The 24,670-nt window shown below is 67.6% G+C and carries 23 protein-coding genes and 1 pseudogene; 13 read left to right on the forward strand and 11 right to left on the reverse strand.

Annotation, left to right across the window (positions count from 1 at the left end; genetic code table 11):
- Window positions 1-19: 19 nt before the first annotated feature.
- The 6 genes from IU448_RS05340 to metH all read right to left on the reverse strand — a co-directional run bounded on the left by IU448_RS05340 (window position 20) and on the right by metH (window position 10,680).
- Window positions 20-1,834 (reverse strand): choline/carnitine O-acyltransferase, encoded by a 1,815-nt coding sequence (locus IU448_RS05340; protein ID WP_195054332.1) that lies wholly within the window; start codon window positions 1,832-1,834, stop codon window positions 20-22.
- A gap of 72 nt (window positions 1,835-1,906) precedes the next feature.
- A complete protein-coding gene (locus IU448_RS05345; protein ID WP_195054333.1) occupies window positions 1,907-2,710 on the reverse strand; it encodes a class I SAM-dependent methyltransferase in 804 nt (267 codons plus the stop codon).
- Window positions 2,711-2,757: 47 nt separating this feature from the next.
- On the reverse strand, window positions 2,758-3,618 hold the full coding sequence (locus IU448_RS05350) for an arpA protein (RefSeq protein WP_195054334.1): 861 nt from the start codon (window positions 3,616-3,618) through the stop codon (window positions 2,758-2,760).
- Window positions 3,619-4,343: 725 nt separating this feature from the next.
- The gene (locus IU448_RS05355; protein ID WP_416382956.1) at window positions 4,344-5,048 is read right to left on the reverse strand and encodes an HAD family hydrolase; all 705 of its coding nucleotides are present in this window, start codon (window positions 5,046-5,048) and stop codon (window positions 4,344-4,346) included.
- 111 nt (window positions 5,049-5,159) lie between these two features.
- Window positions 5,160-6,764 (reverse strand): serine/threonine-protein kinase, encoded by a 1,605-nt coding sequence (locus tag IU448_RS05360; RefSeq protein ID WP_195054335.1) that lies wholly within the window; start codon window positions 6,762-6,764, stop codon window positions 5,160-5,162.
- A gap of 319 nt (window positions 6,765-7,083) precedes the next feature.
- Window positions 7,084-10,680, reverse strand: a complete 3,597-nt coding sequence (metH, locus tag IU448_RS05365) for a methionine synthase (RefSeq protein ID WP_195054336.1) — start codon at window positions 10,678-10,680, stop codon at window positions 7,084-7,086.
- 318 nt (window positions 10,681-10,998) lie between these two features.
- On the opposite strand from metH, the gene IU448_RS05370 reads away from it, so the two are divergent.
- Complete coding sequence (locus IU448_RS05370) at window positions 10,999-11,886, forward strand: PAC2 family protein (protein ID WP_195054337.1); 888 nt, start codon at window positions 10,999-11,001, stop codon at window positions 11,884-11,886.
- A 30-nt stretch (window positions 11,887-11,916) separates the two neighbouring features.
- Here the strand turns inward: IU448_RS05370 and IU448_RS05375 are convergent, their stop codons facing one another.
- Window positions 11,917-12,222 (reverse strand): hypothetical protein, encoded by a 306-nt coding sequence (locus IU448_RS05375; RefSeq protein ID WP_033242355.1) that lies wholly within the window; start codon window positions 12,220-12,222, stop codon window positions 11,917-11,919.
- 212 nt (window positions 12,223-12,434) lie between these two features.
- On the opposite strand from IU448_RS05375, the gene IU448_RS05380 reads away from it, so the two are divergent.
- A complete protein-coding gene (locus IU448_RS05380) occupies window positions 12,435-13,667 on the forward strand; it encodes an XRE family transcriptional regulator (RefSeq protein WP_324188512.1) in 1,233 nt (410 codons plus the stop codon).
- Between the two features lie 267 nt (window positions 13,668-13,934).
- Here IU448_RS05380 and IU448_RS05385 read toward each other — a convergent pair whose 3' ends face one another.
- Window positions 13,935-14,456, reverse strand: a complete 522-nt coding sequence (locus IU448_RS05385) for a M15 family metallopeptidase (RefSeq protein WP_195054338.1) — start codon at window positions 14,454-14,456, stop codon at window positions 13,935-13,937.
- 231 nt (window positions 14,457-14,687) lie between these two features.
- Here IU448_RS05385 and IU448_RS29680 point away from each other — a divergent pair.
- From IU448_RS29680 to IU448_RS05395, 3 genes and pseudogenes are all read left to right on the forward strand, one after another.
- A pseudogene (locus tag IU448_RS29680) lies at window positions 14,688-14,912 on the forward strand (Scr1 family TA system antitoxin-like transcriptional regulator); the annotation flags it as partial.
- Between the two features lie 29 nt (window positions 14,913-14,941).
- Window positions 14,942-15,151 carry a DUF397 domain-containing protein gene (locus IU448_RS05390; RefSeq protein WP_195054339.1) on the forward strand — a complete coding sequence of 70 codons (210 nt, stop codon included), beginning with the start codon at window positions 14,942-14,944 and terminating at the stop codon, window positions 15,149-15,151.
- 64 nt (window positions 15,152-15,215) lie between these two features.
- Complete coding sequence (locus IU448_RS05395; RefSeq protein WP_195054340.1) at window positions 15,216-15,836, forward strand: hypothetical protein; 621 nt, start codon at window positions 15,216-15,218, stop codon at window positions 15,834-15,836.
- A 114-nt stretch (window positions 15,837-15,950) separates the two neighbouring features.
- Here the strand turns inward: IU448_RS05395 and IU448_RS05400 are convergent, their stop codons facing one another.
- A complete protein-coding gene (locus IU448_RS05400; protein ID WP_195054341.1) occupies window positions 15,951-16,697 on the reverse strand; it encodes a 3-oxoacyl-ACP reductase family protein in 747 nt (248 codons plus the stop codon).
- Window positions 16,698-16,802: 105 nt separating this feature from the next.
- Here IU448_RS05400 and IU448_RS05405 point away from each other — a divergent pair, with 105 nt between their 5' ends.
- The 4 genes from IU448_RS05405 to IU448_RS05420 all read left to right on the forward strand — a co-directional run bounded on the left by IU448_RS05405 (window position 16,803) and on the right by IU448_RS05420 (window position 20,231).
- Window positions 16,803-17,396, forward strand: a complete 594-nt coding sequence (locus IU448_RS05405; protein ID WP_195054342.1) for a TetR/AcrR family transcriptional regulator — start codon at window positions 16,803-16,805, stop codon at window positions 17,394-17,396.
- A 224-nt stretch (window positions 17,397-17,620) separates the two neighbouring features.
- Entirely contained in the window at window positions 17,621-18,565 is a 945-nt protein-coding gene (locus IU448_RS05410) for a hypothetical protein (protein ID WP_195054343.1), read from the forward strand.
- Between the two features lie 84 nt (window positions 18,566-18,649).
- Window positions 18,650-19,561 (forward strand): NAD-dependent epimerase/dehydratase family protein, encoded by a 912-nt coding sequence (locus IU448_RS05415; protein WP_195054344.1) that lies wholly within the window; start codon window positions 18,650-18,652, stop codon window positions 19,559-19,561.
- Between the two features lie 292 nt (window positions 19,562-19,853).
- On the forward strand, window positions 19,854-20,231 hold the full coding sequence (locus IU448_RS05420) for a VOC family protein (protein ID WP_195054345.1): 378 nt from the start codon (window positions 19,854-19,856) through the stop codon (window positions 20,229-20,231).
- A gap of 393 nt (window positions 20,232-20,624) precedes the next feature.
- Here the strand turns inward: IU448_RS05420 and IU448_RS05425 are convergent, their stop codons facing one another.
- Window positions 20,625-20,984 carry an Rv2640c family ArsR-like transcriptional regulator gene (locus IU448_RS05425; RefSeq protein WP_195054346.1) on the reverse strand — a complete coding sequence of 120 codons (360 nt, stop codon included), beginning with the start codon at window positions 20,982-20,984 and terminating at the stop codon, window positions 20,625-20,627.
- 96 nt (window positions 20,985-21,080) lie between these two features.
- Between IU448_RS05425 and IU448_RS05430 the strand changes: the two genes are divergently transcribed.
- The 4 genes from IU448_RS05430 to IU448_RS05445 all read left to right on the forward strand — a co-directional run bounded on the left by IU448_RS05430 (window position 21,081) and on the right by IU448_RS05445 (window position 23,117).
- Window positions 21,081-21,599: an ArsI/CadI family heavy metal resistance metalloenzyme gene (locus IU448_RS05430; RefSeq protein ID WP_195055047.1), complete on the forward strand. Its 519-nt coding sequence runs from the start codon at window positions 21,081-21,083 to the stop codon at window positions 21,597-21,599.
- 113 nt (window positions 21,600-21,712) lie between these two features.
- A complete protein-coding gene (locus IU448_RS05435; RefSeq protein ID WP_228812028.1) occupies window positions 21,713-21,901 on the forward strand; it encodes a hypothetical protein in 189 nt (62 codons plus the stop codon).
- The gene (locus tag IU448_RS05440; RefSeq protein ID WP_195054347.1) at window positions 21,898-22,980 is read left to right on the forward strand and encodes a flavin-containing monooxygenase; all 1,083 of its coding nucleotides are present in this window, start codon (window positions 21,898-21,900) and stop codon (window positions 22,978-22,980) included. Before IU448_RS05435 ends, IU448_RS05440 begins: the two co-directional genes overlap by 4 nt.
- Window positions 22,977-23,117 carry a hypothetical protein gene (locus IU448_RS05445; protein ID WP_195055145.1) on the forward strand — a complete coding sequence of 47 codons (141 nt, stop codon included), beginning with the start codon at window positions 22,977-22,979 and terminating at the stop codon, window positions 23,115-23,117. The genes IU448_RS05440 and IU448_RS05445 overlap by 4 nt, the downstream gene beginning before the upstream one ends.
- 225 nt (window positions 23,118-23,342) lie before the next feature.
- Here IU448_RS05445 and IU448_RS05450 read toward each other — a convergent pair whose 3' ends face one another.
- Window positions 23,343-24,599 (reverse strand): KasA/KasB family beta-ketoacyl-ACP synthase, encoded by a 1,257-nt coding sequence (locus IU448_RS05450; RefSeq protein WP_195054348.1) that lies wholly within the window; start codon window positions 24,597-24,599, stop codon window positions 23,343-23,345.
- Window positions 24,600-24,670: the final 71 nt, after the last annotated feature.

Here is a 24,670-nt window from a genome sequence, read left to right on the forward strand (position 1 = left end):
ATGCGCCGACCGCGTGGCGCTACTGCTGTGCGAGCAACGCCTCCAGTTCGGCGACCGCGGTGCGGAGGTGACCGGCGAAGGCATGCATCTCATCGGCCACCGCGGCCGGGGTGGCCAGGTAGAGGTTCCAGCGGTCCGGCAGCAGGACGTAGGCGATACCGATGCATTTCGGGCTGGTGGAGCCGAAGCCGAAGTACCGGATGTTCACCGACGGCGCCGAACTGGTGCTGAGATAATCGTCGCGCATGATCGTCCAGCCGGGGCTGCGGTACAGCGGGATGGGGTCGGTGACGCCGAGTTCGGGGCCGCGCCGCCGCTGGATCCATTCGAGCTCCCACAGATGCTGTTCCGGCGCCGCACCGGACTGGCACTGTTTGGCCCGGGCCACATGGGCGCCGGCGGCGGTACGGGCGGCGGCGAGTTTCGCGGCGGTATCGGCGGCCGGATCCTGCATGGTGTCGACGAAGGCGATCATCTCCGGGGTGATCACCCGCATGGCCTCGGTGCGACCGTTGCGGTACTGCCGGGTCGCGATGGATTCGTAGGTGGCTCCGGTGAGACCTTTGCTGCGGCGGTGGGCCAGCTGGTAGCTCAGCTGGGCGAAGGCGTCCGGCGAGATACCGAGCTGTTTGGCGCGGGCGGTGCCGAAATCGTCGAAGGACACCGTGGTGGTGGCGTTGTCGGCGGCGTACTGCGCGAAGGCCGCACCGGCGGCGGTGACCGCGGCGCGCTGCTCGTCGGTCAGCCGGAATTCGATCGGCTCGACCGGCGGCAGCCCCTGCTCCCGCGCCCCGGACCGGGCCGTATGCTCGGTCACCGGTGTTTCCAGCAGGGCGTCGACGAAGGACAGCACGGTCGTCCCGTCCAGCCCGCAGTGCTCGATATTGATTCCGGCCTGGCCGTCGGCGAACACGATGAACGACACCGATTTGTCGAACCAGCGGTTGGCGCTGTCACCGTGCAGGAGGGTGTCACTGGCATGGTGCTCGTCGCGGGGCGCGAAATCCTCGAGGCAGACGCAGAACAGCGCCGTTTCGATCGTGTCGAGCGCGGCGGCGTTGTGCGGATCGGTGAGCAGTTCGGCGCGGGCACGCGCCCAGTCGGCCCGGGCCGCGGTGGTCAGCTGCCCCACCGAGGTTCCGGCGGGCGCGGCTTCGGTGGCGGATTTCAGGATGGCGCACAGGCCGCCGACCAGGTCGCCGAAGGCATACGGGATGCCGTCGGCGCCGAGCACATCCATCCGGAACATAGTGCCCCGGTGCAGCACCAGGATATGGCGGGCGTCGGAGGGGCCCGGCCACTCCTCGGTGTAGGGCACCCGAACGGTGTCCTGTTCGATGCCGGGGATACGGGTTTCGGAGAACAGGTACTTGTTCTGCCACATCGACAGCCGCTGCCCGCGCTGGGTGACCGGTGCGATCTCCTCCCGGTCCAATGCCAGTTTGTAGTCGACGGCGGCCGCGACGAGCGCCGCGGCGCGGTCCGCCTGGCCCGCCGCGGTGGAGGCGGCCAGCGCGGTATCGTCGCGGAACAGGAAGAAGAAGTTGGCGTTCAACGCGATCCGGTCGCGCCGGCCCAGATACCGCGAGGGCCAGAACCGGTCCAGCCAGCTGCCGACGCCGGGGGTTCGGTCGTATTCGCGCAGGGCTTCGTGCAGAACCCGGCCGGCGCCGTCGGGACGCAGCAGATCGGCTACGGCCTCCTCGGTGGCCGCCAGTTCCTCGGCGGTCAGCAGGGGGGTACACCACTGCACGAAGCGGGCGCAGCTGTCCTCCAGGGTGGGCAGCGGGACCCTGGGCAGTTGGTCTTCGGCGGCAAAGGTGCGTTCGGTCAAGTCGTCTCTCCGGTTCGGGTCGGTGCTGCTCGGCGGTGGGGTGGTCGCGGTGGTTTCACCGGTCCCGGTAGGTCACGAAACCGGCCGGGACACATAGAGATTGGCATACAGGCTGCCTTCGGACTCCAGGCCGGTGGGATCGATGCCGTTGGTGGTGAGGGTGTCCAGTACCTGCTCGCGTTCGGCGTCGGAGGCGAATCGGCGCTGAGTGAAGTCGCCCGGCATCCGCCGGGTGCGGTACCCCAGGGCGTCCAGTTCCGCCTCGATCGGCCCGAAACCGTACATACGTAACACGAAGTGTGCCATCCAGGGCCGGCGGTCCGGGTCGGCGGTCGCTATCCGGACGAGTGTCTTCTCGGTGACATAGCCGATACAGCCGGTGGAGATCACCAGATCGGCCGTGGCGAGGATCGCGCGCTGCTCGTCGGTGGGATCGGCCGCCTCGAGGTCGGCGTGTACAACAGAGTCCAGCAGTCCTGCCGCCCGGGCGTAGTCCAGAGCCGGTGCGGAGGCGTCCATTCCGATGAACCGTACGCCCGGTAGCGCAGTGGCCGCGCGGACGCGGTCCCGATCGCGGGCGATGAGATCACCGGTACCGAGCACCGATTCGGTGTAGGAGCCGGCCAGCTGGGTGAGACCGGTGTCCAGACGGAGCAGGGCGGCGTTCACCCCGTAGGAACATCCGATGTCCAGTACGGTAGGAGCGACCCCCACCACCGACAGGTACTCCGATATCTGCTCGCGCAGATACGGTTTCGCCAGCTCCGGGATGCGGTAGCCCAGTTCGGACATGCGCGCGTAGTAGTCGCGGGGGTCGGGCCTCGAGTAGATATCGTCGAAGGATGCTTTCCCGGTGGTGTGCAACGGCACTGGCACGTTGTATTCCTCTCGGTAGGGCGGTACCCACTCGATCGGGTCCCTGATCAATCCAGCAGCCGGTCGCCGCGGACGGCATCGGCCGCCGCGTGATGATCCGGCAGCACCCGCCCGAAGAGCTGGCGGGTGCGCTCCACGGTGCCGATGACACCGGGGCGGTCACTGTAGGCGAAGATCGCCGTATGCCGAGGGGTCGCGCCCTGCACCGGTGATACCCGGTGCAGTGAGTACCTTCCTTGGAAAAGCTGCAGGTCGCCGGGACGTAGCGTCAGGCGCCGGACGAGACCGTCACCGGCGCCGGTGAGCACGGCGTGCACATCGGCGAGGTTCTCGGTGCGCGGGGAACGGATGTTCGGGCAGTACTCGAACACACCCCCGGACTCCGGCGCCGCCGTGAGCATGCTGACGGTGAACTCGTTGGTGTCGAAATGCCATGGGTGGGAATTGCCCGGTGCCACGACGTTCAGTACGAGACCGGCCAGTGGATCGGCGAATTCGTGCAGCCGCGGCCGGCCGAAGCACGCCGCGAGGAACCGCTGGAACGCGGTATCGGTGTAGAGCTGGTGGATCAGGGCGCCGGCCGGAATCCGGTCCCGGGGGACGAAGGCGTTACCGCGTTCGAAGATGAGCCGGCCGGGATGGTCCGCGGGCAGTTCGGTATCGAGCGGGATGTTGTACGCGTTCACCCGTTCGGTGCGGTAGTAGGCGTGCGGCGCCATCCGTTTTCCCTGCTCTGCGAGCAGGCTGTGTAGCTCGGGCCTGATGAACTCACGCAGAACGGTGCAGCCGTCCTCCGCGAGATCGGCGCGCGCAGCCGCGACAGCGGCGTGCCACCCGGGTGTCTCGGGCTCCGCGAGCGGGTAGCGGGATGTATCGACGATCTCGTCCAAGGTCACCGTGGCGGCCATAGCGATATTGTTGCCGCCCAACGGCCGACACGCCCGGAGATTCCGGGAGATCACTGGTGAGACCGGTCACGGACCATCCGGTTTTATTGATCGGCAACAGCATTCGGCATGGAATATTGTCTCTTCACACCGTTTACCGGTGCACTGTGACGCCCCGGAGCCGACGTCGCCCGAGCCGGTCGAGTGCATCCTGAAAGGCCGGGACCGCGGCTGCGGCGTACCGGTTGCCATCCGTTCCCGCCCGCGTCCGCGCCGCGGCACACCCCGCGGTCACAACGACCCGGCCGTCCGGCCCGGGGCTCCGCGCGGCGTTAGTGAGCCCGATGCGACAAGCTGTCGCCGCATATACGGTTCCACTTCCGCGACGACCCAGCTCGCTCCGGACGTCAGCGGCATTGCCGGGGTGCTGCCGCTGCTCGTCGCACCCGGACACCGTAGCCGCCGTATCCGGCACTACTGCTCGACATCCCATCGGACGACTCGTGCGGACCGTCGGTTTCCGGTGACGAAGCGGAGTCGGCCGGGGTTACGTGCGGGTTGTGCTGCCCACCTCGGCGAGGCCTTCATCGGCAACGGTGTTTGCGGAGGTCGGCATGCATACACCGCGCGGCCGGTCGGCCTCCGGCCCGCACGAACCGGCAGCCATCGGTTCGACGCCCGAACGGCAGCCGGAGCCGAGACCGCGGATCACGGCAGTTGTCCGTGCCGGGTGTCCGGGTGCGGAATCAGCACATCCGCGATTCGGCGTACTGACGCCGGGTCCGCAAACAGAGCTCGAGATCGTCGCGGGACAACCCGATCAAGGTGTCGCGGTGCGTCCGGGCGGGGTCGGGTGGCACCGGGATCTCACAGGGCACCACTATGACCCCGCAACCGGCTGCCGTAGCGGCGGCCACACCGGTGACCGAATCCTCCACGGCCACACAGTCGCGGACATCCAGCCCGAGTAGCTGCGCCGCCCGGAGGTAGCCGGCCGGGTCGGGTTTACCGTGCGGCACCTCGTCCCCGCAGACCGAAACATCGAACCGGTGGCGGCCCAGCGTTTCCAGGGCGAGTTCGGTGAGGGACCGCTTGGTGTTGGTGACCAGCGCGCAGGGCAGACCGGCCGCCCGGACCATCTCGAGCGCCTCCACGGCGCCCGGACGCCACGGAATCGGACCGGTCATGAGTTCGGTGACCCGCTGCTCCAGGAACGCGCCCGCCGCCTCGACTGCCTCGGGATGCGGGTCGACCCCCAGTTCGGTGAACATGATCCGCAGCGCGTCGGCCCCGGACGCCCCGATGAGCGCGTGCCGGACCTCCCGGGTCATTTCCCGGCCGAGTTCCCGCGCCAGCTCACGGACACCGATATCCCACAGTTTCTCCGAATCGAGCAAGGTGCCGTCCATATCCCACAGGACGCCGGCGAGCTGGGCCATACGTGCTGACACCTTCTCTCACGGTGGTCGGGCGGTTACCGGTGCCCGGACTCGGCGGAAATCCGGAACCCCGGCCGACCGTAACCCGGGCGGGGAAAGCGCGGCAAACCCGGTTGATCCGGGTCACAGCACCTGCGAGGCGGTGATCACGAGTTGTCCCCCGTCGGGCGCCACCCGGAACGACCGGCTCTCCGACTGCACCGAGCCGTCGCGCATCGTGTAGGTGACCGTGGCGACCGCGCTGCCGTCACCGGATTGGCTGACCGACCCGATGCTGACCGCGCTGATCGTCGACCAGAAGCCCTGGTAGTCGGCGTAGCCACCAGCGGTGGCCTGGTATTCGGGTGAGAGCTGCGACCAGGCGGCGGCCGTGTTTCCGGGTAGCAGCCCGTAGTACCCCCGGACGAACTGTTCCACACGGGCGGCCGAGGGCGGGCCGGTTTCGGTGGTGGTGGTCGTGGTGGTCGCGGAAGTGCTCGTGGCCGTGGGGTCCGCGCCGGGTTCGGCCGCGGCGTGCGGTTCGCCCGTCTGCTCCGGCGTATCGATCTGGCTGCTTTCGGGTCCGCCGGCGGTGTTGTCGTCGCCGCCGGTGACATCGGCGAGGACGAGCCCCACCACGACCACCAGGATCAGCGCCGCGGCACCGGCCAGTACGGCCGCTCGGGTCCGGGGGCCGGAACCGCCCGGGGCAGGGCCGGCGGGCGGAGGTGCGGCCGGTGCCGTCGATGCTGCGGCGGGCACCGCCCCGGCGCCCCGGAAGACCGGCGGTGTGGCGGCTCCGGGAGCCGACGGGCGGTTCTCGGCGGTTCCGGGCTCCGAATCCGGCCGGTCGAGGGTGGCCGTGGCGGCGAGCGTGGGCGGGAGGACCTTCGTCGTCGCGGACGGCGCGGTATCGACCGGTTCCGGCGCGCGGCCGGCCGCCACTTCTTCCAGCATGACCCGCGCCTCGTCCATGGTGGGCCGGTTCGCGACCTCGGTCGCCAGCAACCGCATCACCACCGGGCCCAGCGCGCCCGCTCCTTCGGGTGGCTCGACCTGACCGCCCGCGACCGCGTGCAGCACCGCCAGTGGGTTGTCGCCGTCGCCGAAGGGCGGGCGTCCGGTGATCGCATGGTAGAGCGTGGATCCGAGGGCGAAGACGTCCGAGGCCGGTATCGGTTGTTCACCGCGAGCGACCTCGGGCGCGAGATAGGCCGGGGTGCCGGCGAGGAAACCGGTCGCGGTGACGGTGACATCGCCGGTGGCGCGGGAGATTCCGAAATCGGTGATCTTCACCGTGCCGTCGTCGCCCACCAGCAGATTGGCCGGTTTCACGTCCCGGTGGACGATTCCGGCGTCGTGCGCGGCGGCGAGCGCGGCCGCGGCCTGTGCCCCGAGTTCGGCGACCTTCAGCGGCGCGAGCGTTCCGTCGAGGTTCAGCCGGTTGGCCAGGCTGGGGGCGTTCATGTATTCCATGACCAACCACGGCTGGCCGTCCTCGTCGGCGACGTCGAATACCGAGATGGCATTCGGATGGTGCAGACGCGCGGCGATCCGGCCTTCGCGCAGTGCGCGTTTACGCGCCTCCGCGGTCTGCTGTTCGGTCAGGTTCGGCCCGAGCAGCACCTGTTTGACCGCGACGGTGCGCTGCAGCCGGATATCGAGCGCTCGCCACACCACACCCATGGCACCCGTGCCGATGGGATCGGTGAGCCGATAACGTCCGGCTATCAGCCGATCCTTGCTCATCTGAAGTCGTGGCCCCTTCTGCTCGCCGCCGAGTCGTCCAGCACTCCGCGGTCACAGGCGGTTGCCTACGGTTCCGCGTCGACCCGGCGCGCGTACAACGCACCCGAACGGCATTGTCCGGATTTCTGGTTCCGCGGGAACCTCGGCGGAAATTCCCGGAAATCGTACGCTGCGACGCCCCGAACCCTGCAGGCAGTACGGGATTTCGGACTCGGTCACGCACTGGTCAGCCGGTGTTTCCGCGGGCGGGACCGATAGGCGGCACAATTACGACCCACAAAAGTGACCACAATCACAGCAGTCCGGTGTTTATCCCGGCTCAGGCATTGAAGTACTTCGCCTCCGGATGCAGCAGGACGAAGGCGTCGGTGGACTGCTCGGGATGCAGCTGCAACTCCTCGGACAACGTGACGCCGAGCCGCTCGGCGTCGAGCAGATCCACCAGTTTGGCGCGGTCCTCCAACTCGGGGCAGGCGCCGTACCCGAACGAGTAGCGGGCGCCGCGGTACCCGAGTTTGAAGTACTCGGTCACCTCCGCGGGATCGGATTCGGCGATGGCGCGCCCCTCGAGGGTGAGTTCCTCGCGGATCCGGCGATGCCAGTATTCGGCGAGAGCCTCGGTCAGCTGGACGCCGATTCCGTGCACCTCCAGGTAATCCCGGTAGTTATCGGCGGCAAACAGTCCGTTCGCGAAATCGGCGATCGGCGCGCCCATGGTGACCAACTGGAACGGCAGCACATCCACCTGCCCGGTCTGCCGGGCGTGCTCGCGCGAGCGGATGAAATCGGCCACGCACAGGAACCGGTCCCGCTGCTGGCGCGGGAAGGTGAAGCGATGCCGTTGCGGCGCATCGGGTTCCGGCTCGGTCAGCACAACCACGTCGTCGCCCTCGGAGACCGCCGGGAAGTACCCGTATACCACCGCCGCATGCTGCAGGACGCCTTCGGTGCTGAGCCGCTCCAGCCACGCCCGCAGCCGCGGGCGGCCGTCGGATTCCACGAGTTCTTCGTAGCTGGGCCCGTCACCGCCGCGCTGTCCCCGCAGCCCCCACTGACCGAGGAACAGGGCCCGTTCGTCCAGCAGACCCGAATATTCCTGGACCGACAGACCTTTCACCACGCGCGTGCCCCAGAACGGCGGCACCGGCACCGGCACATCGGCAGCCACATCCGACCGCTCCGGTACCACGATCGGGGTTTCCGCGGCACGCCGCTGTTCGGCGATCCGGCGCGAACGTTCGTGGCGGGCTTTCCGTTCGGCGGCCTTGCGCCGCCGCTCCTCCGCTTCCGGGCTGTCCGGGTCGGCCGCGTCTCCGCGTTTGGCGGCCATGATCTCGTCCATCAACCGCAGGCCTTCGAAGGCATCGCGTGCATAGTGCACATCGCCCTCGTAGACATCGGTGAGATCGTTCTCCACATACGAGCGGGTGAGCGCGGCGCCGCCGAGCAGCACCGGGAACTGTTCGGCCACGCCCTTGCTGTTGAGTTCCTCGAGGTTCTCCTTCATCACCACGGTGGACTTCACCAGCAAACCGGACATTCCGATCACATCGGCCTTCTTGTCGACCGCGGCGTCGAGAATGCTGGCGATGGGCTGTTTGATGCCCAGGTTCACCACCTCGTAGCCGTTGTTCGACAGGATGATGTCGACCAGGTTCTTGCCGATATCGTGTACATCGCCCTTGACCGTGGCCAGCACCACCCGGCCCTTACCGCTGTCGTCGGTGGCCTCCATATGCGGCTCCAGATGCGCCACGGCCGCCTTCATCGTCTCGGCCGACTGCAGGACGAACGGCAGCTGCATCTGACCCGACCCGAACAGTTCGCCGACGGTCTTCATCCCCGACAGCAGCGTTTCGTTGATGATCTTCAGCGGCGGCACCTCGCGCATCGCCTCGTCGAGGTCGGCTTCCATACCGGCGCGTTCACCGTCGACGATGCGGCGTTCGAGGCGGTCGAACAGCGGCAGCGCGGCCAGTTCGTCGGCGCGCGAGGCCCGCGAATCGGCCGTCGACACGCCCTCGAAGAGCTGCATGAGCTTCTGCAGCGGGTCGTAGCCTTCACGGCGCCGGTCGTAGAGCAGATCGAGGGCGGTTTCGCGCTGCTCGTCCGGGATCCGGCTCATCGGCAGGATCTTGGAGGCGTGCACGATGGCACTGTCCAGGCCGGCCTGCACGCATTCGTGCATGAAGACCGAGTTCAGCACCTGACGCGCGGCGGGGTTGAGGCCGAAGGAGATGTTCGACAGGCCCAGCGTCGTCTGCACCCCGGGATGGCGCCGTTTGAGTTCGCGGATGGCCTCGATCGTTTCCAGGCCGTCGCGCCGCGACTCCTCCTGACCGGTGCCGAGGGTGAAGGTCAGGGTGTCGATGATGATATCGCCGATCTGCAGGCCCCAGTTGCCGGTGATATCGGCGATCAGCCGTTCGGCGATGGCGACCTTGTGCTCGGCGGTCCGCGCCTGCCCCTCCTCGTCGATGGTCAGCGCGACCACCGCGGCGCCGTGCTCGGCGACCAGGCTCATGATCTGCTGGAACCGGGAATCCGGTCCGTCGCCGTCCTCGTAGTTCACCGAGTTCACCGCGCAGCGCCCGCCGAGGTGTTCGAGCCCGGCCCGCAATACCGGCGGTTCGGTGGAGTCGAGCATGATCGGCAACGTGGAGGCGGTGGCCAGCCGGGACGCCAGTTCCGACATATCGGCGCTGCCGTCACGGCCGACGTAGTCGACGCAGAGGTCGAGCAGATGGGCGCCGTCGCGGGTCTGGTCCTTGGCGATATCGAGGCATTTACCCCAGTCCTGGGCGAGCATGGCCTCCCGGAACGCCTTCGACCCGTTCGCGTTGGTGCGTTCGCCGATCATCAGCACGCTGGCGTCCTGTTCGAACGGCACCGACGTGTACATGCTGGAAATACTCGGTTCCGGCTGCGGGGTGCGGCGCTGCCCGATCGGGGGCAGCGTGGGTTCGACCTCGCGGACCGCTTCGGCGACCTGCCGGATGTGCTCGGGGGTGGTACCGCAGCAGCCGCCGACCAGGGCCAGGCCGTAGTCGGTGACGAAGCCGCGCAGCGCCGCGGCCAGCTCCTCGGGAGTGAGCGGGTACTCGGCGCCGTTGGCTCCGAGCACCGGCAGGCCGGCGTTGGGCATCACCGAGACAGGCACCCGGGCATGCTGCGACAGGTAGCGCAGATGCTCGCTCATCTCGTCCGGACCGGTCGCGCAGTTGAGTCCGATCACATCGATACCCAGCGGCTCCAGCGCGGTGAGCGCGGCCCCGATCTCGCTGCCGACCAGCATGGTGCCGGTCGTCTCGACCGTGACGTGGGTGATGATCGGGATCCGGCGCCCGGCCTGCTCCATGGCGCGGCGGGTACCGTTCACCGCCGCCTTGACCTGCAGCAGGTCCTGGCAGGTCTCGATCAGTACCGCGTCGGCGCCACCGTCGAGCATGCCGAGCGCGGCCTCGGTGTAGGCATCGCGCAGGCTCGCGTACGGGGCGTGCCCCAGGGTGGGCAGTTTGGTGCCGGGGCCCATCGAGCCGAGGACGTACCGCGGTACGCCGTCGGCGCCGGGACCCATTTCGTCGGCGACCTCGCGGGCCAGCCGGGTCCCCTTCTCGGACAGTTCCCGGATCCGGTCGGCGATATCGTAGTCACCGAGGTTGGGCAGGTTGCAGCCGAAGGTATTGGTTTCCACGGCGTCGGCGCCGGCCTCGAAATAGGCGCGGTGGATATCGCGCAGCACCTCGGGGCGGGTGTCGTTGAGGATCTCGTTACATCCCTCGAGGCCGCGGAAATCGTCGAGTGTGAGATCCACGGCCTGCAACATGGTGCCCATCGCCCCGTCGCCGATCACGACACGGCGGCTGAGCGTGTCGAGCAGGGTGGTATCGAACTCGGCGGGGCGGGAGGCAGACATGGATTCCAGAGTAGTGGGCGCCACCGCGGCGATGTTCGCCTAGTTCACACCTGTGGGGGCGAACACAGGCAGGACAGGAGCGAGCGAACCGTGCCCGCGGGCCGCTCATCGGGCCGGGAAGCATATTCGCCCAGTGTGCGGCCCGCGGCGCACCGGCGGTGCACACTGCCCGGATCTTCACGCAAACCCTTCGCACACGCGCCCCGGCCTCTTGCACGCCCGGTTGAGCCCGGTCACCCAGCGGGCCGGCCGGCCGCGACAGGCGCGGGCGGACCGATACTGCGCGCCGCTCCCGACCCGCACCGTAGGCTGGCATGGGTGAGCTCGAGTGAATCTCCGGTGGATCGGGAACTGCCCGCGTTGCGTGACCCGGTGCTCGTTGCGGCCTTCGAAGGCTGGAACGACGCTGGTGACGCGGCCAGCGGCGCGGTCGAGCATCTGGAGTTGATCTGGGATGCGCGGCCGCTGGCCGAACTGGATTCCGAGGACTACTACGACTATCAGGTGAACCGGCCGATGGTCCGGCAGGTGGAGGGGGTCACCCGCGAGATCGTCTGGCCGGCGACGGTGCTGTCGGTGTGCTCGCCCCCCGGAAGCGACCGCGATGTGGTGTTGCTGCGCGGGATCGAACCCAATATGCGCTGGCGCCGGTTCTGTACCGACCTGCTGGAGCTCATCGATCAGCTCGGCGTGGAGACGGTGGTGATCCTGGGTGCGCTGCTGGCGGATACCCCGCACACCCGGCCGGTGCCGGTGACGGGTTCGGCCTACAGCAAGGAGGCGGCCGAACGGTTCAATCTGGAGCAGACCCGCTACGAGGGCCCGACCGGAATCACCGGGGTGCTACAGGACCAGTGCGTAAAGGCCGGAATCCCGGCGGTGTCGTTCTGGGCGGCGGTTCCGCACTATGTCTCCCAGCCGCCCAATCCGAAGGCAACGATCGCGCTGCTGCACCGGGTGGAGGATGTCCTCGATATCGAAGTGCCGTTGCGGGAACTGCCGCAGCAGGCCGAGGAATGGGAATCGACGGTGAACGAGATGACCGAAGCAGACGAGGAGATCGCCGAGTACGTGCGGTCGCTCGAGGAGCGCGGGGACGCCGCGATCGACGTGAACGAGGCGATGGCCAAAATCGACGGCGACGCCATCGCGGCCGAATTCGAGAAGTATCTGCGCCGGCGGGGGCCCGGCGGCTTCGGGCGCTGAGGGGGAACGCCGCGCCGCCGGGCCGCCGGTTCAGCTCGCCACCGACCAGATCCGGGCGGCGGCGTCGTTGGCCAGTTTCGCGATCAGCAGTTCGCGTGGAATGGTCTGGCCGGTGAGGTGATCGAGCGAGGGCACCACAACGTGGTGGGCATCCGCCCGTTGGAGTTCCCGGGTCAGTTCGGCGAATGCCGTTCCGTCACCCGCATGCGATTCGTGGAATGTCGCGGCGAAGCATAATCCGTGGGCATCGGCCAGCTCACGTAGCGCGGCCTCCATATCGTCGCCGTCGCCCGCGGCCAGATCGTCGCGTAAATACCCATATACCAACGCTTCCACCCGAACCTCCTGAATCCTTCCCCGCACGAGACGGGGAACTATTTCCTGCTCCGGGATCTCCGCCCGCGTTCGCGGGGGTGTTGCTTGAACCGGCGCGGAGCCGGTCCGATTCGAGCATGACCGACGGATAACCCGCACAGAAGAGGTCATGCGGGGGACACCTTCTTGCCCTATGGGGTCCGCGAAAAGTTTGCTGGTGCAATACTGGCGGCGTGACTGCTGCTGAAGATCGTCCGCTGTGGGCCATCCGGATGCGCTCGGAACGCGATGCGCGTGGGTGGTCACAAGCCGAGGCCGTACGGGCACTACGCGCCAAATCGTCCCAGAACCTACCGACCGACAGCACCCTCCTACGTAATTGGCGGCGTTGGGAATCGGGCGAATCCCGCCCCGACGATTTCTACGCTCCACTCATCGCCGCCGCGTTCGACACCGTCGCCGCGGCCTTCTTCCCCAAGGCACGCCCGAGCCGCGACGACGAATTGCTCACCGCCACCGGTATGGACACGCTCGAATTCATGGGTCGGCTACGGATGTCCGATGTTTCGACCGCCACCCTCGACGCCGTCCGGATCACCGCCGAACGCCTGTGCCGCGATTACGCGTCCACCGATGCCCACCAACTGCACCGTGAGGCATCGGGCTGGCTGCGGCGGATCGCCGCCCTGCTCGACAGCCGGCTCACGCTGGCCCAGCACAAGGAAGTCCTCGAGCTGGCCGGGTGGGTCGCCCTGCTGCTCGGCTGCCTCGAATACGATCTCGGCCGCCGCGGCGGCGCCGAAGCCACCCGCCGGGCCGCCCGATCTCTCGGCATGGAATCCGGCAATGTCGAAATCATCGGGTGGAGTTCGGAATTGGCGGCCTGGTTCGCGCTGACCCAGGGCAACAACCGCGGGGTCATCCAGGCGGTCGATTCGGTACCGCCGGAATGCGCCGACAGCGGCGTCGGCGTCCAACTCGCCGCCCAGCGGGCCAAAGCCTGGGCACGCCTGGGCGACCGCAGCGCGGTGGACGCGACCCTGGCGCAGGGCCGGATGCTGCTGGACCGGCTCGGCCACCCCGAGGACCTGGAGAACCATTTCGTCGTCGACCCGCAGAAGTTCGATTTCTATGCCATGGACTGCTGCCGGGTGGTCGGCGACGATGCGCGGGCCGAACGGTTCGCCCGGGCCGTCCTCGCCGATTCCACCACCCTGGACGGCACGGTCCGCAACCCGATGCGGGTCGCCGAAGCTCACCTCACCCTGGCGATGGTCGCCGCCCGCGGCCGCGACCTCGAACTGGCGGTCTCGGAGGGGCTGCAAGCGTTCGAATCCAAACGGCGGTCGCTGCCGTCGCTGTTGTGCATCGGCGGCGAAGTCGGACGGGAGTTGATGGCACACTTCCCCGACGATCCGCGAACTCAGGAGTACCTGGACGAACTTCGCGCAGTATCCGGTACCTGAACTGTTCCGTGGGCGGTCACCCGGCGCGGATTCACACCTCAGCGGTGGGCGGCGTCGGGCACTCGCGGCGGACAGGCCGTCCCCGGGCTGCATCGGCGAACACGATCGAAGAATCAACTCGACATCGGCAGACCTGCGGGCATCAACCCGCACAGACCCGCACCCTCACATCTGGTAGACGTGGCGGACACGATGCACCAGGCAGGGTTTGCAGGGCAAATGCCACCACTCATTGTCATCGTTGTCGCGTACGACAGACCCCACCGGCTACCGGTGGGCGGCATCCGGTGCCCGAGGGGGGCACGGCGTACCGGGCAGAGTCTGTAACTCAAAGTGCCACCATTCGTTGTCGAACGTGCGGCACAGCCCCCACCGGTTGCCGTTGGCTTCCAACCATGCGGCACCCTCACGCGGTGCGATATCGACGGCCCGGCCGGTGACATGCGTGGACTCCTCGGGCGGCAACACCCACCGGCGCGCTTCCTCCGGAGTGCCGTAAGTGCGCAGCCCGTCCTCCCACATCGCCTGCTGTTCGGCCGGGCTGCGATAGCCGGAATTGATCCACATCGGCACACCCGCGGCATGTGCTTCCCGCTCGGCCATGGTGTAAGCGAGCGCCAGCAGCGGGTCGAGCCCCTCGGTCCCCGCCGCGGCGGTCTCGGTCAGGGGCGGGACCGGGAACGGCGAGGCGGCGGCCTCGGCACCACCGAAAGCAAGCGCACCGGCAGCGACCGCCGATATCGCCACCGCGGCGGCACGACCGACTGTTGAGCGCAGGTGGAGGGACATGCGGATGATCTTATCGACCGCCGCTGCCCCCGACCGGCCGCGTTACCGATGAGCTGCACAGATGTGATTCCGCCCGGAACCGGGCGCCGAGATCTTTCCCGACTGGGAAGCGCCCGGTTCAGCGTCCTTGTTCGGTCCACCACAGGGCTATGGTGAGGCCGAGCAGATCGAGCGCCAACTACGCGAGCGCTCGAGTATCTCGCTGAGCTGAGCTAGCTTCCCCAGGTCTCACTCGAGGCCATCCCCTTCACCGGCACTCATGTTGGTCTGGATACGGGATTGTTCGTTCTGCTGGAGTTCCCGCAACATCGGACAACACGGCTGCCGGAACCGCCGATTGTGTACGTTCAGGGCTACACCAGCGACCAGTGCCTCGAGCGGCCCGAGGAAATCGACAGGTACCAGAGGGCAGCCGACGGCATCAGACGCGTTGCGCTCGACGAATACCAACCGTGACCTGGTGAACAAGATAGCGAAGGAGCACCATGAACAGCGCTGACCTAGTTGGAGCACAGTGGTTCGAGAGCAGCCGAAGTTCCGGCAGCAAGGAGTGCGTCGAGGCCGCACACCTGGATACCGGTTTCGTCGGCGTTCGCGACTCCAAGGATCCGGCCGGCCCGGCCTTGGTCTTCGCGCCCGCCGAATGGGACACCTTCCTGGCCGGCACCAAGTCCGGCGAGTCCGGCCGGCCCTGACGCTCTGCAGACGATGAAAAGCCTCCGGCAGGAGGGGTTTCATCGCATATAGGAGGCCCACCGAATGACGGGACGTCCGTTGTCGGAGGAGGAATGCGACCGGCTCTGGCGAGCGTGGTCGCCCGCCGAAGCCGCCGAACGACTGTCGAGTGCCCCGCCGTGCTGGTACGTCGCAGCCGGGTGGGCGCTGGATCTGTTCGTCGGCGGGCTCGGACGTGAGCACTCCGATCTCGAAATCGGGGTCCCCCGCGCTCGTTTCGCCGAGATCGCCGAAGCACTCCCCGGCTACGAATGGGACGTCGTCGGCGACGGGTGCGCTTGGCCGTTTCCCGAGGAAGCCGGCAATCAGCACCAGACCTGGCTGCGCGATCCGGCGACCGGGCGCTATCACCTCGATGTGTTCCGCGAACCGCACCGTGACGATCGCTGGGTGTGCCGGCGCGATCCCTCGATCACCTTGCCCTACGACGAACTGATCCTCCACACAGCCGACGACATCCCTTATGTGATCCCCGAGGCCGTCCTCCTGTTCAAGGCGAAAGCCTGTCGCCCGAAAGACGAGTCGGATTTCCGGCACGCCCTCCCCGCACTGGACCGTTCACGGCGGTCCCGGCTGGCCGGCTGGCTTGCCCGCGTACACCCTGGGCATCCCTGGCTGGAAACACTTTCGACTTTCGATCCGTAACAGGGACACCTCGACGGGGGCTACCCAGCCGGGCCGGAATCGCAGTGTCCTCGGCCCCGTTCGCCCACTGCCGCAACGTCGCGATCCCGACGGGCGAACCGCCTACATCCGGAGCTACGCTCCGAATCCGCCGTCGATGTCCAGGCTCGCGCCGGTGATATAGGCGGCGTCGGGTCCGGCGAGATACGACACGAAGGCGCCGACTTCGGCCGAGGTGCCGAACCGGTCCGTGGCCATGACTCCGAGCAGATTCGACGCGTTGGGTCCGTCGGCCGGATTGGCGTCGGTATCGACCGGACCGGGCTGGACGTTGTTGACGGTGATTCCACGCGGGGCCAATTCGCGCGCGAGCCCACGGGTCAGGCTCGCCAGGGCACCTTTGGTCGCGGCGTACACCGATTGACCGGGGAACGGTGTGCGGTCGGCGTTGATGCTGCCGATATTGATGATTCGCCCGCCGTCGTTCATATGGATCAGCGCTTCGCGGATGGCGATTATCGCCGAGCGGACGTTGATCGTCAGCATGGCGTCGATATCGTCCATCTTCAGATCCGTGATCGGGCCGAAGGCGCCGATACCGGCATTGTTGACGAGAATGTCCAGGCCACCGAACCGGTCGACGGTCTGCGCGACGGCGGCCTCGATGTCGTGCTCGTGCCGACTGTCGGCATGAAGAGGGTGCGCGGTACCACCTGCGGCGACGGCAGCGGCCGCGACGTCTTCCGCCTGCTCACCGGAGTTGGCGTAGGTGAACGCCACGTTCGCACCGTCGGCTGCCAGCCGGGCCACTATGCCGGCACCGACACCCCTGGATCCTCCCGTTACCAGCGCGGTCTTGCCTTCCAGCGGTCCTGTGGTCATGTGCCCGTCCTTCGATCATGTTATGGAGTGACCACTCAATAATTCGCGCCGCCAGGCCCGGTTGTCAAATTTGAGGGATCACTCAATAATCGGTAGAGTCGAGATATGCCCAGGCCACGGAAGTTCGATGAGCAGGCCGTGCTCACCGCCGCGAGGGCCCGCTTCTGGCGCGACGGCTACGCGGCCACCTCGATCCAGGACCTCACGGAGGCAACCGGTCTCGGCACACAGAGCCTGTACGGAGCATTCGGCAACAAACACAAGCTGTTCCTGCGAATCCTGGACGAGTACGGCACCCGCCAGGCCACCGGGCTGGAAGCGGCGATCACCGCCGACCCCAGCCCCTGGCACGGGCTGCTGGCCGCCGTCACATTCGAAGAGGGCGGCCGCTTGGACCTACCACCCCAGGGCTGCCTGATGGCCAACAGCGCCTCGGCCCTCAGCGCCCAGGACGAGCAGGTCCGGGACCGCTCGTGCCGGGCCTACTCCCGGACGCTCGCACTGTTCACCCGGCAGGTCACGCGGGCCCAGGAAGCGGGCGAGATCGACCACGGCATCGATCCGGAGGCAACCGCACGAACTCTGTTCACCGTCATGCAAGGGATCGAATTCCTGCACAAGGCGGGCATCGGCGACGAGGAGCTGCGACGCGCCAAAACCGCAGCAGTGGAGATGATCGAGCGCTCCGTCGGACACTGACGCAACCCCCCTACAGTTTCCGGCCTGCGGCACACTGTCCACCGGACCGGGGGACAGCCACAGCAATCGCAGCGGACCCCACCTCGAGGTACCTATCCGGCGGCGAGGTCCGTCACCAGCGCGGGCAACACCCGGCCCAACGACGACGCGCCCAAGGAACGAACACGCCGGAATTCGAACACACTTTCTACTGTTACCCGAGGTACCTCCGATAGCTTGCCTGCATGGTCGGCTCCGCACACGAGGCAATGCACCGCCTCGTCCAAGACAACCCCGGGGTATTCGCCCGAGCTTTCCGAGCCCTCGGGCTCCCCTTCGACGATCCCGCCGAAGTCGCAGTCCTCACCAACGATCTCACCGAGATCCGCCCGCTCGAGCGCAGGGTCGACACGTTGCTGCGCATCACCACCGTGCGGGAAGGACCGTTCTTGCTGCTGGTCGAAGCCCAGAACAAACCAGATTCGGACAAACCGAGCGCGTGGGCCTACTACCTAGCGCATCTGCACGAGAAGTACCGGCTGCCCGTTGTGCTGCTCGTCGTCTGCCGCGATACCAGGACAGCCGACTGGGCCATCCAACCGATCACCATCGGTCTCCCGCAGTGGACCAGTATCATCGTGCGCCCACTCGTCCTCGGTCCGCACAACGTCCCCGTCGTGACCGATCCCGACGCTGCGGCGGCCGACATCCCCCTGGCTGTGCTGTCGGCGATCACCCACGCCAAGGACCGCAGTATTGATGCGATACTGAAAACACTCGCCGATGCCCTGCACGAACTCGAAGACGAGGAAGATTTCCACGTCTTCGCCGAACTCACCGAACTCGGCCTCGGCGCGACCCGAGCCGCGAAAACCTGGAGCAAACTGATGAGCGTGGATCTGTCGTTCTACCGTTCGCGTACATCCCAGCGCCTGCGCGCAGAAGGGCGCGCCGAGGGCCGGGTCGAAGGACGCGCCGAGGGCCGATTCGAAGGACGCGTCGAAGGCAGAGTCGAGGGCCGTGTCGAGGAGGTGATCGGCAAAACCTTGCGACTGTTGGAGGCCCGCGGGATCGATGTTCCCGAATCGGCCCGGGAGCATATGCAGACCTGTACGGACCTCGACGTTCTCGACCGCTGGTTCGACCGTGCCATCACTGCCGCCGATATCGACGAAGTCCTCGCCGAGTAGCGGCGCGGCGACAACCGCGGCACCACCGATCGGCAAGCATTCTTTTACTCCGCAATCCGCCGAGTCGAGAGGAGCGACCGAGCGATGAAGGTTTTCGTCACCGGCGCCACCGGCGCGCTGGGTTACCACGCCGTTCCGGCGTTGATCGGTGCCGGCCATACGGTGACAGGGCTCGCCCGCAATGCAGCGAAAGCGGCAGCACTCCGCGCGCAGGGAGCCGAGCCGGTCATCGTATCGCTGTTCGACCGTGACCGGTTGGAGGAAGTATTCGCCGGGCACGACGCGGTGGCCAATCTCGCCACCGCGCTGCCGCCCTCGTCGAAGTTCCTCGACAACCGCGCGTGGGCGGAGAACGCGCGGGTACGTACGGAAGGGTCGGCAGCAGTTGCGGAAGCCGCCCGCGCCACGGGTGTCGGCCGGCTGATCCAGGAGTCGGTGTGCATGATCTACCGCGACAGAGCAGACCAGTGGATCGACGAGCAGTGGCCCACCGACGATTTCCCGCTGGCGCGCACCAACCATGCCGCGGAAGCGAATGCGCAGCGTTTCGTAGACGGGGGTGGAACCGGCGTCGTTCTACGGTTCGGGTTGTTCTACGGTCCCGAATCAGTGCACAGCAGAGAATTCCTGACCATGGCCCGCCGCGGTATCGCCCCGATGTTCGGGCGCGGCGACAGCTTCGTATCCTCCCTCCACCTCGCCGACGCGGGCGCGGCCGTCGCGGCCGCCGTCGAGGTTCCGGCCGGTGTCTACAACGTGGTCGACGATCACCCGATCACCAAGTACCAGTACGCCGACGCGATCGCGCACGCCGCCGGCCGCACCCACTATCTCCGAGCGCCCGGCCGCCTCGCGGCCGTCCTCGGCGCCCGCACCACCTCGTTGACCCGGTCGTTACGCGTCAGCAACGCGCGATTCCGTGAGGCAACCCGGTGGTCCCCCTCGTTCCCGAGTGCCACCGACGGCTGGGCATCCTTCGCAACGCACAGCCGGTAGCGCAGGCCCACTGGTCAGGAGCGGCGAAGGCACCGGCACGCCTCAGCCAGCGGAATCCGAACGCTGCCGTGGTCTGCAGGCGAGCGGTGAGCCAGGACGGACTCGCTGCGTGCGCCGGTGCACCCTCACTGCCGGGTGAGGCATGACGAACCAGTGGTAATGACCCACACCGGTCGCGAAAGCCATATCCGAATTACCGACCGCCCCGCTCAGGCCGACAGTCGGCTCCGACTGTGGTAACGATGACAGGTACGTGCCCGGCGCATGGCTGGGGCAATGAATACGGGGTGCCATGACCGCGATAGCCAGATTCGGTGCAATTTCGCTCGATAGCCGGGATCCGCACCATTTAGGGCAGTTCTATCGAGCACTGCTGGGTTTCGAAGTCCGGTACGAATCCGACGAACTGGTCGTTCTCCGGGGCGAGGGGGGCATGGTGACGATCCAGCTCGTGGAAAACCACCAACCGCCGGACTGGCCCGGCGACCAGGTGCCCAAGCAGATGCATCTCGATCTCTTCGTCGATGATCTCGATATCGCGGAGCGAGCGGCAATCGAGTGCGGCGCAGTCAAGGCCGGCTATCAGCCTGCACCCGATCGCTGGCGGGTTCTGATCGACCCCTCAGGACACCCGTTCTGCCTCACAGTCCCACCCGGTTCTGTCGAGTGAGGCAACCCGCAGCGATTCTCGCGCCGACCCCTTCACCCATATGGTGAATACTGTGGAACGGGTTGTGCAGTCCGGCTGCGGATTTCGGGTCGAATGGGGCCGGGTCGGCGCCCAAGCGTCGGGCCCGCACAACGCGGCACTGGCGATAGTCGACCACATGCCCGGGAGACGCGGCGGGACCTCGAGTTCGGCCACTACACCGTAGTGGCCACTCGCTTGCCCCCGTCCACGCCCGCAACACCGGCATGATCGACGCCGCCGGAGAACTCCCACCGATGATCATGAGCGACCCGATCGGCGTTGCCCCCGGCACCGCCCAGAAATGGGCCCTACGCCCGAGCCGGTTGGGCAGACCACCGCGCCTGCGTACACCCTCGAGGCGGCTGCTGCCGGCTATCGGCAGCAGTTGGGGTCGAGGACTACGCAGAGTGCGGCCAGGGCGTCGCGGTGGACGCGGTGGATCACGTTCATGCCCTGGCGTTCGGAGTTCACGAGCCCGGCTTTGCGGAGTTGACCGAGGTGGTGGCTGACTGTCGATTCGGAGAGTCCGACCGTCTCGGCGAGTTCGCCGCCGTTTCGGCCGGCGTCCGGACTGGCCAGCAGCAGGGACATGAGCTTCACCCGCACCGGGTCGGCCAAGGCTTTCAATCGCAGTGCGACATGGAGAGCGGCCTCGTCGTCGACCGGGCCCGCGGCCACGGGTGGGCAGCACAGGGGTGTGGTCATGTCGATGACAGGCAGCGCTTTGGGCATGAAATCCATCATACCAACCATATTGACTTATGTCGAAAAGGTGGCACACTGGGCGCCGTAAGTACTTCGATATATGTCACACAGGTGGTGGTCATGATGTCACGTATTCAGCTCGCACTCAACGTCGACGATCTGGAACAGGCCGTCGAGTTCTACTCGACCCTGTTCGGCGTGGAGCCGGCCAAGCGCAAACCCGGCTATGCGAACTTCGCCGTCGAGCAGCCGCCGCTGAAGCTGGTGCTTATCGAGAACCCGGGCCAGGGCGGCAGCGTGAATCACCTCGGGGTCGAGGTGGAGTCTTCGGAGAAGGTGCACGCCGAGATCGCACGCCTGTCGGAGGCCGGTCTTTTCACCGAGGAGCAGATCGCGACGACGTGTTGCTTCGCGACCCAGGACAAAGTGTGGGTGACCGGCCCGAACGCCGAGCGGTGGGAGGTATACACCGTGCTGGCGGATACCGAGCATTTCGGCACCGAACCGCAGTTCGCCGGGAAGGACGACGGTGAGGCGGTGCAGGCGTGCTGCGGCACCGCCGGTAACGGCGAGGCCGCACCCGAGGAAGCCGGGACGGAGTCGACGGTGGCGTGCTGCGCGCCGGCCGCTGCCGCCCGGTAAAGCCCGGATCTCGGCGTGACCGATGTGGAGACCGCGCCCGCGGTAATGGGCGGGTTGCCGCGGGCCGGGCGCCGCCGCGTGTTGGCGGTGCTGTGCCTGACTCAGATATCCAGTTGCCGGTTGAACGGCCGGCTGTCCGCGCCGGTGGTGATCCCGCGCTGGACCCGTGGGCGGGCACCGTGGTGTCGGCGTGGACCGGCAGCTACGCCCACACCTACCTGATCCTCGGCGCCGGCGCCGCCCTCGCTGCGGTGATCGCGCCACTCACCGGTATCCGTGTTTCGAAGAAAGAGATGTTGTGACAAGCGAATACGACTACGACGCGGTGGTCGTCGGCGGCGGCCAATCCGGTCTCGCCGCCGCACACCACCTCACCACCGGGGGCTTCAACACTGCGATTCTGGAAGCCTCGCCGGAGGCGACCGGGTCGTGGCCGCGGTACTACGACAGCCTGACCCTGTTCTCCCCGGCCCGCTACAGCGCCCTCCCCGGACGCCGCTTTCCTGGTGATCCGGACCGGTATCCCCACCGCGACGAAGTGGTCGACTACCTTCGCTCCTACGCCGACGGCCTAAACGTCGACATCCACACCAGCACTGGCGTCGAATCCGTCGCCGCCACCGGCGGTGCGGGCTTCGCGGTCACCACCGGATCGGGTGCGGTGTTCACCGCGCCGCGGGTGATCGCGGCGACCGGGTCGTTCGGTTCTCCCTTCCTGCCCGCCGTTCCCGGCCGGGACGAGTTCGGAGGCCGGGTCCTGCACGCCAGCGAATACCGAGTCCCGGCCGAGTTCGCCGACCAGCAGGTGGTCGTGGTGGGCGCGGGGAACTCCGCGGTGCAGATCGCAGTCGAGCTCGCCGGACACGCGCAGGTGGTGCTGGCCAGTAGGGCGCCGGTGAAGTTCGTGCCGCAGCGGCCGCTGGGCCGGGATGTGCATTTCTGGTTCACCCTCACCGGATTCGACGCCGCCCCGCTGGGCCGGCTCGTCGAGCAGGCGCCGACGCAGCCGGTGCTCGACGAAGGCCGCTACCGTGCCGCGCTGGCCGGCGGGCGACCGGAGCAGCGGGAGATGTTCACGCGGTTCACGCCCGAGGCCGTGGTGTGGCCCGACAGCTCTCGGACCTCGGCGGATGCGGTCATCTTCGCCACCGGCTACCGCCCGCACCTGCCCTATCTCGCCGGAACAGGGGCGCTGACCGATAGCGGGGTACCACGGCAGCGCCGAGGCCTGTCGATCACCCACCCAGGGCTGGGGTTCCTCGGGCTGGAGTGGCAGCGGACTCCGTCGTCGAACTCGCTGCGCGGGGTCGGCAGGGACGCGGCGTATCTGGTGCGGCGGCTCCGGCCGGCGACGGCACAGCAGCGCGAGCACGCCCGGTGACCACCGCACCCCGGCCGGGCACCGCCTCGCAGACGTCGGTCCGCGGCGGTCGCGTGCTGTCGGCCGATGGCACCCCGATCACCTATCCGGTCCGGGGATCCGGGCCCGTGCTGCTGGCGGTGCACGGCGGCCTGTGAGCAAAACCGTGGCCGTGCTCGGCGCCGGCAACGAACACACCTGCGGCGCGGTGCGGGTGGACGCGTTCACCCCGGCCCCCTGCCGATGCCGGTCGCCGGCCCTGAGGTCGAGAATGCGCTGGTGGAGTTGATCCAACACGTCAGCGCTCGCTGCGTCGGCAGCGCGCCGGGGGATGCCGAGAGCAGTTGATCACGCGAGCACGTGCGAGCGGGCGTACGGGACTTTCATCCCCGGCCGAAGGCGAGGGCGACGTTGTGCCCCCCGAATCCGAAGGAGTTGTTGATCGCGTAGTCGATTCGGCCGCGGCGGGGCGCGCCGGTGACGATATCGAGGTCGATAGCGGGGTCCTGGTTCTCCAGGTTCAGGGTCGGCGGGATGACCTCATCGCGGAGACTGAGGACAGTCAATACCGATTCCAGCGCGCCGGCGGCCCCGATCGAATGGCCCAGCGCCGATTTCGGCGCATAGACGGCGGCGTGCGTGCCGATCGCCTGATTGATCGCCGCGGCTTCGGCGGTATCGCCGATCGGTGTCGCGGTGGCGTGGGCGTTCACATGGGTGATGTCACGCTCGGTCAGGCCCGCGGTGTGTATGGCGCGGGTGATCGCGCGCGCGGCACCGGTGCCTTCGGGATCGGGTGCGACGAGATGGAAACCGTCGGAGGTGATTCCGGCACCGAGCAACCGGGCGAGAACGGTGGCGCCGCGGGCACGGGCGTGTTCCTCGGTTTCGAGGATCAGCAGGGCGCCCGCCTCGCCGAACACGAAACCGTCCCGGTCGCAGTCGAAGGGACGCGAGGCCCCTTTGGGGTCGTCGTTGCGGGTGCTCATCGCCCGCATCATCGTGAACGCCGCGATCGGCACGGGATCGATATAACCTTCGACACCGCCGGCGACCACCATATCGGCGTCGCCCATCGCGATCATCTGCCAGGCCCGCGCGATCGCTTCGGAACCGGACGAGCACGCCGACACCGGGGTCACCACACCGGCGCGGGCCTGGAGTTCGAGGCCGACCACCGCCGCCGGGCCGTTGGGCATCATCATCTGGACCGCGAGCGGCGAAATTCGCCGGTAGCCACCATTTTCGAGAGCGTCGCGCGATTCCACGACCGCATCGCCACCGCCCTGCCCGGTGCCGATCGCCACCGCGAGCCGCTCCCGGTCGACATCCGGGCTCCCCGCGTTCCGCCAGAGCTCCCGCCCGAGCACCGTGGCCAGGCGTTCCACATAGGCCAGACGCCGCAGTTCCACCCGGGTCAAACAGGTTTCCGGCCGGACCTTCAGCGGACCGCCGATCCGCACCGGCAGCTCGTGTTCCTGGACCCAGCTCTGCGGCAAGCGGTCGATACCGGACGCCCCGGCCAGCAGACCGGCCCAGGTCGAGTCGATATCCCCGGCGAGGGATGTCGAGGCCGCCACCGCGGTGACGACGATATCGGGAAATCTCCCGTCGACCGCGAACGGATTACGAACCTGCACTACGCGCCTCCCTGTTCAGTCCCGGATTCGGCTTTCGATGATCTGGTTTTCGCCCCTCGACTACCGGAGCA

This window comes from Nocardia flavorosea (genome assembly GCF_015477805.1).
In the GTDB taxonomy this organism is placed as follows: Bacteria; Actinomycetota; Actinomycetes; order Mycobacteriales; family Mycobacteriaceae; genus Nocardia; species Nocardia flavorosea_A.

Coding starts and splice junctions, on each gene's coding strand:
- IU448_RS05350 (WP_195054334.1), bottom strand. CDS start 3,618: ATGGCCGCCACGGTGACCTTGGACGAGATCGTCGATACATCCCGCTAC.
- IU448_RS05360 (WP_195054335.1), bottom strand. CDS start 6,764: ATGAGCAAGGATCGGCTGATAGCCGGACGTTATCGGCTCACCGATCCC.
- metH (WP_195054336.1), bottom strand. CDS start 10,680: ATGTCTGCCTCCCGCCCCGCCGAGTTCGATACCACCCTGCTCGACACG.
- IU448_RS05385 (WP_195054338.1), bottom strand. CDS start 14,456: ATGTCCCTCCACCTGCGCTCAACAGTCGGTCGTGCCGCCGCGGTGGCG.
- IU448_RS05390 (WP_195054339.1), top strand. CDS start 14,942: ATGAACAGCGCTGACCTAGTTGGAGCACAGTGGTTCGAGAGCAGCCGA.
- IU448_RS05395 (WP_195054340.1), top strand. CDS start 15,216: ATGACGGGACGTCCGTTGTCGGAGGAGGAATGCGACCGGCTCTGGCGA.
- IU448_RS05400 (WP_195054341.1), bottom strand. CDS start 16,697: ATGACCACAGGACCGCTGGAAGGCAAGACCGCGCTGGTAACGGGAGGA.
- IU448_RS05405 (WP_195054342.1), top strand. CDS start 16,803: ATGCCCAGGCCACGGAAGTTCGATGAGCAGGCCGTGCTCACCGCCGCG.
- IU448_RS05410 (WP_195054343.1), top strand. CDS start 17,621: ATGGTCGGCTCCGCACACGAGGCAATGCACCGCCTCGTCCAAGACAAC.
- IU448_RS05415 (WP_195054344.1), top strand. CDS start 18,650: ATGAAGGTTTTCGTCACCGGCGCCACCGGCGCGCTGGGTTACCACGCC.
- IU448_RS05420 (WP_195054345.1), top strand. CDS start 19,854: ATGACCGCGATAGCCAGATTCGGTGCAATTTCGCTCGATAGCCGGGAT.
- IU448_RS05425 (WP_195054346.1), bottom strand. CDS start 20,984: ATGCCCAAAGCGCTGCCTGTCATCGACATGACCACACCCCTGTGCTGC.
- IU448_RS05430 (WP_195055047.1), top strand. CDS start 21,081: ATGTCACGTATTCAGCTCGCACTCAACGTCGACGATCTGGAACAGGCC.